This window comes from Devosia sp. MC1541, assembly GCF_012847305.1.
GTDB lineage: Bacteria > Pseudomonadota > Alphaproteobacteria > Rhizobiales > Devosiaceae > Devosia.
Window position 1 is genome coordinate 28805 of record NZ_JABBDZ010000017.1, and the last position, 14217, is coordinate 43021.

Consider the following 14217-nt stretch of genomic DNA (forward strand, 5'->3'; position numbering starts at 1 on the left):
AAACCAATCGGCCGCAGCAGGGTTTAGATCAAACGAGGTTTGACAAGGCAGATGAATGCCCCCGCATATTGCGATTATTGGTACGGGCCCGACCGGGATTTATACATTCAAGCATTTGGTCGACGCAGGCGGTGTGGGAGCCATCACGCTTTTTGAAAAGGGGCGGGAGGCCGGTGTTGGCATGCCCTATTCGCCACAGACGGCCGATCGCACCATGCTGGCCAATATCGCCAGTATCGAAATTCCTGCCATTGAGATGACCTATCTCGACTTTCTGAGGTCGCTGCCACACGAGGTTTTGCGCGATTATGGCGTTGATCCGGTTGCGCTTGATGATCGGGCGTTTACGCCACGCGTGTTGCTGGGGCGGTTCTTTCGTCACCAATTTCTGAAGCTCGTCGAAACGGCCGAGGACCGGGGCATTCTGGTGAGTGTTTCGGAAAACACGGAAATTATCGATGTCGAACGGGACGAGGGGCTGTTTTATCTCGTCGCGGGAGAGGGCCAAAGATTTGGGCCTTTTGAGCGGGTCGTGGTTGCGACAGGGCATGAGTTTGAGCCCGACGATGATCTTTCGGATGGTTATTTTCCGAACCCTTGGTCGGGTTTGTTGAGTGCTGACATTCCCGCCGTCCGCGTCGGCATTATGGGGACCTCACTGTCGTCCATTGATGCGGCCATGGCGGTGGTGACCCAGCACGGGCGTTTTATCCGGGATGAGGACGTGTTGCGCTTTGAGCTCAATGAGGGCTCGCCCCTGCGCATCACGCTGATGTCGCGCCATGGGATTTTGCCGGAGGCGGATTTTTATTGCCCCATTCCCTATGAGGATTTGCGGTTTTTGACCCCAGCTGCGCTGGAAGAATGTGCGCATAGCGAGCACGTGCTCGACGACGCCTTTGCCTTGTTTGCGCAGGAGCTGGGGGAGGCAGACCCGGGCTATGCAAGTGCGATTGGGCTGGTTGACCTGACGGCCGACAGTTTCGCTGACGCTTATTTTGCCCAACGTCTCGCGGCGGACCCGTTTCGCTGGGCGCGCGAAAACCTGGCTGAAGTGGAACGCAATAAGCAGAACCGCGTCACGGTGGCGTGGCGCTATGCGCTTTTACGGATGCACGAGAAAGTTGAGACGCTGGTGCCTGAGTTTTCGGAAGCTGAAGCCGAGCGGTTTGCCCAAGGGCTCAAGCGGGTCTTTATCGATAACTATGCGGCAGTCCCCTCGGAATCCATACGACGCCTTCTGGCCCTGCGGGACGCAGGGGTGTTGGAGGTGGTCGCTTTGGGCGAGGACTACCAGCTCGACCACGGCGAACACGGGACGACGATTGTAACCGACAGCGAGACGCTGGAGTTTGCGGTTTTCATCGATGCGCGCGGGCAAAAGGCGCTGGAAACCGGGCATCTGAAATTCCCGACGCTGCGCAAGGAATTGCTCGCGGTTGGGCAGGATGTTCCGCAGGTGGCGGAGGATTATTCGCTTCTGAGCCCGGTCAAGGATCATCGTCGGCTCTATCTCGCCGCGATCCCCTACTTGATGCACGAGCGGCCTTTTGCGCAGGGCATTGTGGTGTCCGACGACATTGGCGAGACTATTGCCAAGGCTATCGCGCAAAGCGCAGAGGCTGGCTTGGACAGTCAGAAACGCCGTCGGCCAGCCTATGCTGCACGTTAAGGCGCGGTGACGGGGAAATCGAAATAGGTGTCGGGGAAAGGTTCGTTCGCGAGCGTGTAGTGCCACCATTCTTCGGCATAGGGTTTGAAGCCGTGGCGTTCGAGCAAGGTTTTGAGTTTGTCACGATTGGCGGTGGCAAGCTCTGAAATGCCCGATGCGCCGTGGTGGGACATCTCGTCAAAGCAATCATAGCCGGAACCGAAGTCCAAAACGCCATCGTCAAAGCGCTCTGGGAGGATGCAATCGACAAGGGGCTGCTCGGGCGTATAGGGCATGGATGGAGCGCCATCGAGCGACTGGATGGTGAGATCGACCGTGCTGCCGCGACTGTGGCCGGATTTTTCGGCGATATAGCCGAGGTCAAACAGCGTGGACTTAGCAACGCGCACGTAAAATTCGCCTTGCATGGCCAGATCATCAATGTCGCGGGCCCAAGAGGCGAAATCGGCAACGGCCTGCGCCGGGCGATAGCAATCATAAACCCGGATGGCGAGGTTTTCGGTGGCCAGCTCGGCGGCGGCGGCCTTCAGCGCAGCGGCAGCCTGTTGGGTGAGAATGCACTCGGGCGCTTGATAGCCGGTGATTGGGCGGCCGGCAAAGTTATGCGCGCCAGCATAACGCATGTCTTGAGCTATTTCGGGGGCATATTGGGAGAGGTAGACGAAGTCTTTTGGCAGTGCTTCGTTGGCAAAGGAAGACGTAGAGACAATGCTTGAGAGGAGGAAAAGAGAAATAGATTTTCGGTGCATTTGTATAATAATTCTCAGATATTATGTGCTTTGAATACCTTGCATGAACTCGGTTGAGCCTTCGGTAATAACGGGGTCTCTTTTGGCTTCAAATCGCCTTGCTCATGCTGATTGACGCGTCTATCCACTCAGATTGTAGTCTGACGAACCCAAAGAGGAAATCTCTCTTGGCCAAACGCCGCCATCCGACGCCTTTACGCACCTCCAGCGAGGATATTGCAGCCTCGCGCAAGGCCCCCGATACCGCTCAAACGCGTAGTCCGACCTATCGTCTGGCCTTTGCCGACGACGAATTCATGACGTCTGAAGACACGCGGGGCATTCGCTTCCAACTGGAATACCTCAAGCCAGAATGGCGACTGCGCGAACAGGGGATCAACTCCACCGTGGTCTTGTTCGGCGGGGCGCGTATTCCTGAGCCGGGCAAGCCGGCATGGGCCGCTAAGAACGAGGTGCAGAAGAAGAACCTTGAGGCCGCCTCGCGCTATTACGAGGAAGCGCGCCATTTTGCTCAGCTCGCGTCCAAGACCGCAGCAACGCTCGACTACAAGGAATTTGTGGTGACGACGGGCGGTGGTCCGGGCGTCATGGAGGCGGGCAATCGCGGCGCTGACGATGTTGGCGCACCCTCAATCGGGCTCAATATCGTTTTGCCGCATGAGCAAGCGCCGAACACCTATGTGACGCCAGAACTGGCGTTCAACTTCCACTATTTCGCCACGCGCAAAATTCACTTCCTGCTGCGCGCCAAGGCGGTGGCCGTGTTTCCCGGTGGGTTCGGGACGCTAGATGAGTTCTTTGAAACCCTGACGCTCATCCAGACCGGCCGGATGGACAAAGTGCCCGTGCTGCTGTTCGGGCGCGAGTTTTGGACCAAGGTGATCAACCTTGAGGCCCTGGCCGAAGCCGGGACGATTTCGCCATCCGACCCAGACTTATTCACGGTGGTTGATACTGCCGAGGAGGGCTGGGCCGTCGTCTGCCAACACTACAATCTGCCTCAACCGACTTAAATCTCCTCCCCATCAGCACAGGACGCGCCGTGGAAAAGTTTGATCTTGTCGTCATTGGTTCCGGTCCCGCAGGGCGTCGCGCTGCGATCCAAGCTGCAAAGCTAGGGCGCTCTGTGCTGGTGGTGGAAAATCGGCTGAGGTTGGGGGGCGTGTCCGTGCATACGGGCACTATTCCCTCCAAGACGCTGCGCGAGACGGTACTCAATCTCTCCGGTTGGCGTGAGCGCGGCTTTTACGGCATGTCTTACCGCGTCAAGAAAGAGATCGACGGCAAAGATTTGACGGCGCGTCTGCGCAAAACGCTCGATTATGAAATCGAAGTGCTCGAGCATCAGTTTGCCCGCAATGGCGTACGCACGTTCGGTGGTATCGCCCGGTTTGCCGATGAGCACACCATTGTGGTCACTGATCACGACGGCGAAGATCATCGTTATGGGTTTGATTTTGCGGTGATTGCGGTGGGCACGGCCCCCTATCGTCCGGCCAATATCGAATTTGATCACCACACCATTGTCGATAGTGACGCAATGGTCAGCGAAATTCGCGTGCCGCGCAGTCTCACTGTTGTCGGGGCCGGGGTGATCGGCATTGAATATGCCACGATTTTCTCGGCGCTCGACGTACCTGTGACCATTGTCGAGCCGCGCGAAAACTTCTTGGACTTTATTGATCGCGAGATCATCGAAGAGTTTACCCATGACCTGCGCCAGCGCGGCGTCGCTATGCGTCTCGGTTCGCCTGTGACCAAGGTGGAAAAGGACAATATGGGGCAGGCGGTGGCAACGCTGGGCGATGGGCGACAAGTGCGCTCGGACATGTTGCTTTATGCAGCCGGGCGGGTCGGGGCGACGGCGGATCTGGGGCTCGAAAGCTGTGGTGTCGTGCCGGATAGCCGCGGGCGGCTGGCGGTTAATCCCGATACGCTGCAAACTCAGGTGCCCCATATTTATGCCGCGGGCGATGTCATTGGCTTTCCCGCGCTCGCTTCAACTTCGATGGAGCAGGGGCGACTCGCGGCCTTGCACGCCTTTAAAGCGCAAGTGCCCAAGAAGCAGGAGAGCTTTCCCTATGGCATTTATGCCGTGCCAGAAATCTCAACGGTTGGCCTAACCGAAGCGCAGGTGCGCGAGCAAAAGATCCCCTATGAATGCGGCATAGCTCGTTTCCGCGAAACCTCGCGCGGGCACATCATGGGGCTGCAATCGGGCATGATGAAGCTCATTGTTTCGCTCGAAAACCGCAAGCTTCTGGGCGTTCATATTGTGGGCGAAGGGGCGACCGAGCTGATCCACATCGGGCAGGCGGTGATCAATCTGGGGGCGCCGCTCGATTATCTGGTCGAGGCCACCTTCAATTATCCGACGCTGGCGGAGGCCTATAAGATCGCCGCGCTCGATGCGTGGAACCGCATGCCACAAGTGGTGCCAGTGGCACCCGTGGCCGACAAGGCGACGCCCACACCTGAGGCCAATCCGGACAATGCCAATTAAGCGCCTCTAACGGCTAAACGAGGTGCAGGAGGGTGGCTTCAATCCAGCCGTCAATGTGACGGATTGGGCACATGTATACTTGTCCCTGCGACATTGTTGCCTAGGACACAATTTTTCGATACTCCATTGCGACTAGGCATGGGGCGACCCATGGCTCTGGGAGGGTAATTTCACGAAAACGCGGCAAGCGTTGGTGTGCAATTGCGTGCACATTCGTGCCTCCCAGAAAGCCAAGCCTACGGCAAAAGACCAAGCGCCAAGACCGTGGACGCAAGGCTTATGGGAGTGAACTTCAATGGTTGATCAGGGTGCGGAGCACAAGCCGCACATCGTTGCGAAGGGCCTGATGTGGCTCTTCGCTGTTGTGCTGGGCGTCATCGGGCTGATCTATGTCGGCGCTGGTGCTTACCTCTCGAGCCTGGGTGGCTCGATTTATTACGTGGTCGCAGGCGCATTGTTCGTCGTCGCGGCCCATTATCTGTTCCACGGAAAGCGTCTCGGCGCGTGGATTTTCGGCGGCGCTCTTGCCCTTTCGGTCATTTGGGCCTTGTGGGAAGTGGGCTTTGATTGGTGGGCACTGATGCCACGCCTGCTGATCCCAGTTGCCTTTGGGATTTGGCTGCTGATGCCTTGGGCGCAGACCGCGCTTAAGGGCAAGCTGGGCTTTGCCGCCCGCGTTCCAGCGGGGGCCGCAGGCCTGATTGCTGCTGGTACTGTGGTTTCGGTTGGTCTTGGCGCAGGGCTCTTTGCTGTGAATGCGCCGAACCTGCCGCAGGACCCAAGGTTCCAGACCGGCATGGGGGCATTCCCTGTTGCAGCCAATGGTGGCGCGGCCTCCGGGCAGACTGGCGAAGACTGGCCATATTTTGGTGGCGATCAGGGCCAGCAGAAATATTCGCCGCTTGACCAGATCAACCTCTCGAACGTCTCCAAGCTGCAAGTGGCTTGGGAAATGCCGGTTGGCAAGCGTCCGGCCAACAACGCTATGCCGATCAAGATCGATGACACGATTTATATCTGTAACGGCAATAGCGAACTGTTCAGCCTCGATGCGCGCACTGGCGCTGAAAACTGGACTTTTGACGCCTCTGAAGGTCATGGCAGCACCTGCCGTGGCGTGACCTATTACAAGGCCCCGGGCCTGAGCGGCGAATGCGCTGAGCGTATTATCGCCGGCACCGGTTCTGCCAAGCTTGTGGCGCTTGACGCCAAGACCGGCGAGGCCTGTTCGGACTTCGGCAATGCCGGTTTTGTCGACCTGCTCGTTGGCATGGAAGACCATGAAGGCAAGATCATCGGCGGTTACTACAAGGTCACCTCCGCTCCGACCTTTGTTCGTGGCAAGGTGGTTGTTGGCGGTTGGGTGACTGACGGTCAGTACTGGGGCGAAGCTTCTGGCGTTATCCGCGCCTTTGACGCGGTAACGGGTGATATGTCCTGGGCTTGGGACATGGGCCGTCCCGATGAACCGGGCCAGCCACCAAATGGCGAAAGCTTTACCGTTGCAACGCCGAACAGCTGGGCTCCGGCCGCAGCGGACGAAAAGCTCGGTCTTGTCTACCTGCCGACCGGCAATGCGACCCCAGACTTCTACGGCGCCCAGCGTCGTGAGTTTGACGACAAGTACAGCTCTTCGGTTGTGGCGCTCGACGCGACCACTGGTCGTGTTCAGTGGTCCTTCCAGACCAAGCATCACGACATTTGGGACCATGACATTGCGTCCCCACCGACACTGATCGATCTGCCAGATTCCAGCGGCGCTCTGCGTCAGGCTCTGATCCAGGCGACCAAGGCTGGTGAAGTTTTCGTTCTCGATCGTAAGACCGGCGAGCCGATCTTTGACGTGACCGAAACCCCAATGCCGCAGACCGGCGGTGTGCCGGAAGAACGTATCTCCCCAACCCAGCCCTATTCCAACGCACTGCCGTCCTTCCGTGGCGCAGATCTGACGGAAGCGGATATGTGGGGCGTATCGCCTTTCGATCAGCTCTACTGCCGCATCATGTTCAAGCAGGCGCGCTACGAAGGCAATAATACCCCTCCGGGTCTGACCCCTTCGATCCAGTCGCCGAGCACGTTTGGCTCGATCAACTGGGGCGGCGTCTCGGTCGATCCGATCAATGGCGTCATGCTGGTCAACAACAACCGTTTTGCCAGCTACATCAAGCTGCTCGACCGCGAAACGGCTGACGGGATGGGCATTGAGCCTCAGGGCGAATGGGGTGACCCGCGCGAAGTGGGGGGCGTCGTCGCGCAAAAGTTCGTGCCTTACGCAGCCTTCCCGCAGTTCTGGCTCACCGCGCTTGGCGTGCCGTGCATTGATCCGCCATATGGCTATATCAGTGCTGTTGACCTCAACACCGGCAAGCTGTTGTGGAGCAACACCTTTGGTTCGTCCAAGGGCCAGGGCGCATTGGGCATCAAGGTGCCGTTTGAACTGCCAATGGGCACACCAACACACGGCGGCTCGATGATTACCGCTGGTGGTCTGGGCTTCATCTCGGCGGCTTCGGACAACATCTTCCGTGCCTATGACCTCAAGACCGGTGAAGTTGTTTGGCAGTATGAACTGCCAGCCGCTGGTGGCGCGCCAATCAGCTACACGCTCGATGGCGAACAATACATCACTATCATGGCCGGTGGTCAGGGTGCGATCCAATCGCGCTACTCGACCAAGATGGTCTCGTTCAAGCTGCCAAGCTAAGAACGCCAACCCATGACATAAGAAGGCCGGGTGCTTGTGCCCGGCCTTTTCGTTTTAGTGGCTGCGTTGATTACCGAGATTGGAAATCGTCGCGCGCAGCGCTGCGGGTTTGACGGGCTTGGTTACCACGGCAATGCCGCGCTCTTCGGCAATGGCGCGGACCTGCGGGCTGCGGTCGGCGGTGACAAGCGCAGCGGGCAAGTGGCCGCCGAGATTGTGGCGCAGCCATTCGATCGCGTCGAGCCCGGAGGTTTGGTCGAGGTGGTAATCCATCAGCACGAGATCAGGGTACCAGCCCTCTAAGAGCCCCTCCTTGTCGATCTGCTTGAGCGACAGGGCGGAGCGGACTTCACAGCCCCAATTTGTAAGAAGGCCTTCCATGGCTTCGATAATGTCGCGTTCATTGTCGACGCAGAGAACTTTTAGGTTCAGCACGCCGATGGTGGCTTCCGGGGTCTCGCGCTTGAGACTGATGGTGCCGCGCAAGGGGCGCGCAACCGGCAGATAGATGGAAAAGCGCGAGCCGCGACCTTCCTTGCTGTCGAGCTCCAGAGTGAGATCGGCGGCGGTGACGAGGCGCTGGACGATGGAGAGGCCGAGACCCAAGCCCTGGGCCATGCGCGCGCCCTTTTCTAGCCGTGAGAACTCGGCGAAGACGAGCTTGAACTGATCCTTGTTAAAGCCGATGCCGGTGTCGATGACATCAATGCGCCAGCGATTGCCGCGACGGCGCAGACCGACCAGAACCTTGCCTCCGACCGGGGTGTATTTGATGGCGTTGGACACCAGATTTTGCACGATGCGGCCAACGATGGAGCGGTCGGCCAAAACCGTGGCTTTGGTTTTGACAATGCGCAGCGAGATCGAGCGTTCGCGCGCCATGGGGGCGAACTCGACCTCGATCTTTTTCAAAATGTCCTGCGCGGCCAATTGGGTCGGCGCGAGGTGAAGCGCCCCGCTATCAATGCGGGAGATATCGAGGAGCGCCGACATAATGTCTTCAACGGCGGTGAGCGAGGCTTCAATGGAATTGGCCAGCTCAGCGAAATCAGTGGTTTTGGCGCGCTCGATCAGGGTCGAGGTGTAGAGGCGGGCGGCATTGAGCGGCTGCAGTAGATCGTGACTGGCGGCTGCGAGAAAGCGCGTCTTGTCGTGGTTAGCAGCATCGGCCTTGTGGCGGGCTTTTTCGAGCTCAAGATTGACCTGCTTGAGCGCGGCAGTGCGATCTTCAACGCGCTTTTCGAGGGTCTGGTTGATCTGCTCATATTGCTGCTCAGCGCTGATGCGAGCGGTCACGTCAGAAAAACTGATGGCCATCCCGCCCTCAGGCAGGCGGGCCGTATAAAACTCCATGGTCTGACCAAAACTGGTCATGCGCTGGGTGACGGTCTGCGGCTGCGAGGTGAGCAGCGCGATACGGTCTTGGGCGCGGGTTTTGGCGTCGCCGGGCCCGAAGTCGCCGCGCTTGGCCAAGAACAGCACAATGTCCTCCAACGGTACGCCAGCCTCGGTCAGTGCCGGAGGCAGCGACAGCATGGAATTGTAGCGCTGGTTAGAGAAGGTCAGCTTGAGCGCGCTATCAAACACAGCAACGCCTTGCGGAATGTGATCCATGGCAAGGTGCAGGGCAGTATCGAGGTTGGTAGAGCGAGCAGTCATGGGAGCCAATGGTCTTGGAACAGCGATCAGTGTGGCTTCCTTATCAGCTGCGCACATCAAGTTCACAAGTCGCCATTCTGCCCATTGCAATAGCGACAAAACCTCGGCAATGCTGGCGGAATAGGCCAGAACAACCGCCATTAGCGGTCATTTCAGAGGGTTTGCCATGAGCGTATTCAAGGAATTCCGCGACTTTGCCATTAAGGGCAACATGATCGATCTCGCCATCGGTGTGATTATCGGTGCTGCCTTCGGCGCCATCGTCTCATCGATCGTCGACGACGTGTTTATGCCTCTGATCGGTCTGATCATCGGCGGTATCGACTTTTCGAACCTGTTTATCGTCTTGTCGAACCCCAATAATATCGCGGTGCCATCGATCACTGCTGCCAAGGAAGCGGGCATTGCCACGCTCAACATCGGCCTGTTTATCAATGCGGTGGTGAAGTTCACCATCATCGCCTTTGTGCTGTTCATGGTTGTGAAGGGCATCAATGCGCTCAAGCGCGACGCGGCCAAGGAGCCAGTTGAATCCACTCCAGCGCCAAGCGCTGAACAGGTCTTGCTCACCGAAATTCGCGACGCATTGCGCGCCAAAAACTAAGTTCGGTCGATTACATTTTAATCGGAAAGGTCGGCGTTTCGCCGGCCTTTTTTGTTGGGCGGGTTGGGCAAGGCGCGGAACCGGCATTGGCACCAAGCATTGAAGGGCCTCAGCACCAACTGAGGAGACAATGATGGTCGACCCCCGCAAACCAGAACCAGCCGATGCTCGGGTGGACTATGTGCTCGACGAAAATGCCTCGCGGATCGAGTTGGAGCCAGCAACGCCGATCAAGGCGGCTGATGGTATCGAAGCCAGTGTCGGTGCGACCGGACCAACCAACTGGGCGCTTTATGGCTTGATTGCTCTCGCGGTGATCATTGGCATTTTGGCCGTGTTGCAGGTTTTCTCAGGCGCGCCGGGCACGGATATGCAACCGGGCAGCCCAACATCGGCGCCTGTGGTTGAGACACCGGCAACGGCACCCGCTCCGCAATAAAAAACGCGGCCCGAAAGCCGCGTTTCAAATCGTCTATCGCTAAAGCAGTGCTTAGCCGCGAATTGGCGAAAGCTGAATTTCGACGCGGCGGTTCTGCGCGCGACCGCTTTCGGTTGCGTTCGAGGCGATTGGCGATGCCGAACCCTTGCCCTCGATATAGAAGCGACCCTGATTGACGCCCTGGCTCGACAGAATGGTGGCGACGGAAACCGCGCGACGCTGGCTGAGCGAGAGATTGTGCTCGTTCGAGCCGGTGGAGTCGGTGTGGCCGTATACGTCGACGATGGTCTTTTCGAACTTGCGCAGCACAAGACCAACCGAGACCAACGTCTGGTTGAACTGCGGCTGAACCGTCGACTGATCGGTCGCGAAAGTGATGTTGGCAGGCATGTTGAGGATGATCTGGTCGCCAACGCGGGTGACCGAAACGCCGGTGCCCTGCAGCTGCGCACGCAGTTCAGCTTCTTGCTGATCCATGTAATTGCCGATTGCTGCGCCGGTCAGGCCGCCAACGCCAGCACCGATCAACGCGCCAACGCGAGGATCGCCACCAACGGCAACGCCAACAAGCGCGCCAGCAATAGCACCGCCACCCGCGCCCAAAAGGCCGCCGCCAGCAGTGTTCGAAAGCTTACCCTGTCCGGTGAACGGATCAGTCGTCGTGCAGGCTGTCAGAGCAAGCGTTGCCGCGAGCACGACGAGGACCTTGGACTTCATGGTGATTCCCCCAAAAGGATTCCGGAGTGGACTTTTGTTCTGTGAATAAGGCAGGAGCGTGAAAGATGAGTGAAGGCGGCTGAACCCGTGATGAACGGGCTCTTGCGCCTAGGTGTGGGCCCAACCGCCATCGACGAGAAACTGCTGACCCGAAATCATGCGACTGTCCTCAGCGGCGAGGAATAGCGCCATGCGCGCGCAGTCGTCTGGCATGACCCGGCCGTTGAGTGCTTGTTGGGCTTGGATCGACGCAAGATCCTCTGGCGTCAGCCAAAGTTCGAGCTGGCGTTGGGTGACGACAGCACCGGGAACCAGCGAATTAACGCGAATGGCATCGCGGCCCAACTCGCGGGCCATGGCGCGTGTCAGGCCATGAATGGCTGCCTTGGCCGTTTCATAAACGGGAATGCCGGGGGTCAGGATCATCCAGCTGATCGAGCCGAAATTGATGATCGAGCCGCCGCCCGCCCGCTTCATGCCGGGGGCGACGGCCTGAATGGCGAAGAAGAAATGCTTGAGGTTTACCGCCATGCGGTCGTCCCAATACTCCGGCGTCACCTCACGCCAGTCGTGGCGCTGGTCATGACCGGCATTGTTGACTAGCACGCGCGCATCGCCATGAAGCTGGGCCAGATCGGCAATAGCGGCTTGGTAGGCGGTGGTGTCGGTGATGTCACACGCGATGAATTTAACCGTGTGACCTTCGGCGGTTAGCGCCGTCGCGAGCGCCTCTCCCTGCGCTTGGGCGATGTCGACAAATCCAACCTTTGCCCCTTGGCGTGCGAAATTGCGCACCAGCGCTTCGCCAATCCCAGACGCGCCTCCCGAAATAACAACAGCTTGGTCCCGTAAACTGGGATAATGCGCCTGCTCCATAAATGTCCTCCGCAGCGGCTGAGTGCTTTTCTCCTGCCTGAAAAGCTGAGAGCTCTTGTGACATTGTGCAGGCCAAGTCGGCAACTGTGATGGATTATAAGGGAACCACGCAACGGCGGGCAGCGCCTGCGCGTTACACTATTTCCGGTTCACAGAAGCGCTATAGATGTTGATTTTGGAGCAGCCCACTTTAGAATGAGTATAGCTTTTATGGCGCGGTTGGTGTCAGGAGGGCCCACTGCGAGCGCGTCGAATTGACCCATATCAATGCGGCGGAGCGAAGAATAACTACATCTTACGGTGCCTGGCGAGGCGTTGCCCCGACCCAGCGCATGCGCAAAGGAACGGCCCCAATGGACTATCGCGGTATTTTTGAAGATGCAGTGGACACGCTGCGGGCAGAGAAACGCTATCGTGTGTTTGCTGACCTTGAGCGCATTGCTGGGCAATTCCCGCGCGCCATCTACCGTGACGACAGCGACAACGCCCGCGAAATCACCATCTGGTGCTCCAACGATTACCTCGGCATGGGTCAGCACGAAAAAGTCGTGACTGCGATGCAGGAAACTGCCGGCAAGATGGGCGTTGGTGCTGGTGGCACGCGCAATATTTCGGGCACCAATCGCCCGCTGGTTGAGCTTGAGCGTTCGCTCGCCGACCTGCACCGCAAGGAAAGCGCCCTCGTCTTCACTTCCGGCTTTGTCTCGAACGAAGCCTCGATCTCGACCATTGCGCGGCTTTTGCCCGATTGCGTGATCTTCTCCGATCAGCTCAACCACGCCTCGATGATCCAGGGCGTGCGTCAGTCGGGCATGGAAAAGAAGATTTTCCGCCACAATGACGTAGCGCATTTGCGCGAACTGCTCAGCCAAGTGGACCGCAAGCGTCCCAAGCTGATCGTGTTTGAATCTGTCTATTCGATGGATGGTGACATTGCCCCGATCGCCGAGATCTGCGATCTCGCGGACGAATTTGGCGCGCTGACCTATATCGACGAAGTCCACGCCGTTGGCATGTATGGCCCGCGCGGCGGTGGCATTGCCGACCGCGACAATCTGATGGAACGCATCGACGTTATCGAAGGCACGCTGGCTAAGGGCTATGGCGTCATGGGCGGCTATATTGCGGCCAATAAGGCGATCATCGACGCGGTTCGCTCCTATGCGGCTGAGTTCATTTTCACCACCTCGCTCCCACCAGCGCTGTGCGCTGCGGCTCGCGCCTCAATTGAGCACCTCAAGGGCAATGGTGAAGAACGCGCGGCCCATCAGCGTCAGGCAGCCATGACCAAGCGCATTCTGGCGGAAGCCGGTCTGCCGGTCATGGAAACGCCGACCCATATCGTGCCGGTCATCGTCGGCGATGCGCGCGCTGTGAAGGCGGCAAGCGACATGATGCTGGAAAAGCACAATATCTATATTCAGCCGATCAACTACCCGACTGTTCCCAAGGGTACTGAGCGTCTGCGCATCACCCCAACGCCGCTGCACTCGGAGGAAATGATCCTTGAGCTGCGCGATGCATTGGTGTCGGTGTGGAAGGCGCTTGAGCTGCCGCTGGGCAAGCCAGAGACGGCAATCACGGCCAATAAACTGACCTCGGGCGATCTGACGCTGCCTAACCTTGGCGGCTAAGGATTAGGTCCAGGAATGATGAAGGGGACGCAGCGATGCGTCCCTTTTTATTTGGGCCACGCGTCTTTACCGCAAGATCTGGTTTGTGTTGGGTTTTGTCCCGGTCGGTTCAATTGTAAGAAATTTTGGGCGATCAAACAGCGGTTATCGGCCTTGCCAAGCCGGTCAGACTGTCGTTTATGACGGCCAGGGAATTCTTGTCCTCGGGCACAGAATTTCGCCGCAGGGGGCACCTGCTGGCACTTCGGTGCCGCTCTAAAAGCGCGTCGACTTCGGTCGCGCGCTTTTTGTTTGGCGCTAGCGCAGCGCCGGGATGGGTTCCCACAGCTCGATCGGATTGCCTTCGGGGTCAACGATACGCGCGAAGCGACCCGTGTCCGGGCTGTCCCATTCTTCACGGCGCTCGACTACAATATCATTGCTCTCAAGGGCGGCGATGACGCCATCAAGATCATCGACACGGAAATTGAGCATGAACGGTTTGTTCTGGTCGAAATAGGTGCTGGTCAGCTCGTAAGGCGCGAAGACGGTGGGGCCACCCTCTTGTTGCCAGAACTGGGAGATGCCCAAATTGGTTTCGTACCAGTCCGATAGGGCATCGGGATCTTTTGCGCGAAAAAAGACGCCGCCAATTCCTGTGACCCGAGCCATGAGCAGTCC

At 58.3% G+C, this 14217-nt stretch carries 12 protein-coding genes; 7 read left to right on the forward strand and 5 right to left on the reverse strand.

Annotated features, from left to right (window positions below):
- Positions 1-55 precede the first annotated feature (55 nt).
- Positions 56-1672, forward strand: coding sequence for an FAD/NAD(P)-binding protein (locus HKD40_RS15125; protein ID WP_169196623.1), 1617 nt, complete (start codon positions 56-58; stop codon positions 1670-1672).
- Here the strand turns inward: HKD40_RS15125 and HKD40_RS15130 are convergent.
- A complete protein-coding gene (locus HKD40_RS15130; RefSeq protein ID WP_169196624.1) occupies positions 1669-2421 on the reverse strand; it encodes a M15 family metallopeptidase in 753 nt (250 codons plus the stop codon). The genes HKD40_RS15125 and HKD40_RS15130 overlap by 4 nt on opposite strands.
- Positions 2422-2588: 167 nt before the next feature.
- Here HKD40_RS15130 and HKD40_RS15135 point away from each other — a divergent pair, with 167 nt between their 5' ends.
- From HKD40_RS15135 to HKD40_RS15145, 3 genes are all read left to right on the forward strand, one after another.
- Positions 2589-3434, forward strand: coding sequence for an LOG family protein (locus HKD40_RS15135; RefSeq protein ID WP_248306091.1), 846 nt, complete (start codon positions 2589-2591; stop codon positions 3432-3434).
- A 29-nt stretch (positions 3435-3463) separates the two neighbouring features.
- Positions 3464-4924 carry a Si-specific NAD(P)(+) transhydrogenase gene (sthA, locus tag HKD40_RS15140; protein ID WP_169196626.1) on the forward strand — a complete coding sequence of 487 codons (1461 nt, stop codon included), beginning with the start codon at positions 3464-3466 and terminating at the stop codon, positions 4922-4924.
- 295 nt (positions 4925-5219) lie between these two features.
- Positions 5220-7628, forward strand: coding sequence for a membrane-bound PQQ-dependent dehydrogenase, glucose/quinate/shikimate family (locus tag HKD40_RS15145; protein WP_169196627.1), 2409 nt, complete (start codon positions 5220-5222; stop codon positions 7626-7628).
- Between the two features lie 54 nt (positions 7629-7682).
- Here the strand turns inward: HKD40_RS15145 and HKD40_RS15150 are convergent, their stop codons facing one another.
- Positions 7683-9428 carry a PAS-domain containing protein gene (locus HKD40_RS15150; RefSeq protein ID WP_169196628.1) on the reverse strand — a complete coding sequence of 582 codons (1746 nt, stop codon included), beginning with the start codon at positions 9426-9428 and terminating at the stop codon, positions 7683-7685.
- 25 nt (positions 9429-9453) lie between these two features.
- Between HKD40_RS15150 and mscL the strand changes: the two genes are divergently transcribed.
- Together mscL and HKD40_RS15160 are read left to right on the forward strand one after the other, a co-directional pair.
- On the forward strand, positions 9454-9891 hold the full coding sequence (gene mscL, locus HKD40_RS15155; protein WP_169196629.1) for a large conductance mechanosensitive channel protein MscL: 438 nt from the start codon (positions 9454-9456) through the stop codon (positions 9889-9891).
- Between the two features lie 133 nt (positions 9892-10024).
- On the forward strand, positions 10025-10330 hold the full coding sequence (locus HKD40_RS15160; protein WP_169196630.1) for a hypothetical protein: 306 nt from the start codon (positions 10025-10027) through the stop codon (positions 10328-10330).
- A 51-nt stretch (positions 10331-10381) separates the two neighbouring features.
- Here the strand turns inward: HKD40_RS15160 and HKD40_RS15165 are convergent, their stop codons facing one another.
- Positions 10382-11047 carry an OmpA family protein gene (locus HKD40_RS15165; RefSeq protein WP_169196631.1) on the reverse strand — a complete coding sequence of 222 codons (666 nt, stop codon included), beginning with the start codon at positions 11045-11047 and terminating at the stop codon, positions 10382-10384.
- A gap of 108 nt (positions 11048-11155) precedes the next feature.
- Positions 11156-11923: an SDR family oxidoreductase gene (locus HKD40_RS15170; protein ID WP_169196632.1), complete on the reverse strand. Its 768-nt coding sequence runs from the start codon at positions 11921-11923 to the stop codon at positions 11156-11158.
- Positions 11924-12276: 353 nt separating this feature from the next.
- Here HKD40_RS15170 and hemA point away from each other — a divergent pair, with 353 nt between their 5' ends.
- A complete protein-coding gene (gene hemA, locus HKD40_RS15175) occupies positions 12277-13557 on the forward strand; it encodes a 5-aminolevulinate synthase (protein WP_169196633.1) in 1281 nt (426 codons plus the stop codon).
- A gap of 297 nt (positions 13558-13854) precedes the next feature.
- On the opposite strand, the gene HKD40_RS15180 is transcribed toward hemA, so the two are convergent.
- Entirely contained in the window at positions 13855-14208 is a 354-nt protein-coding gene (locus tag HKD40_RS15180) for a VOC family protein (RefSeq protein WP_169196634.1), read from the reverse strand.
- Between the last annotated feature and the right edge of the window lie 9 nt (positions 14209-14217).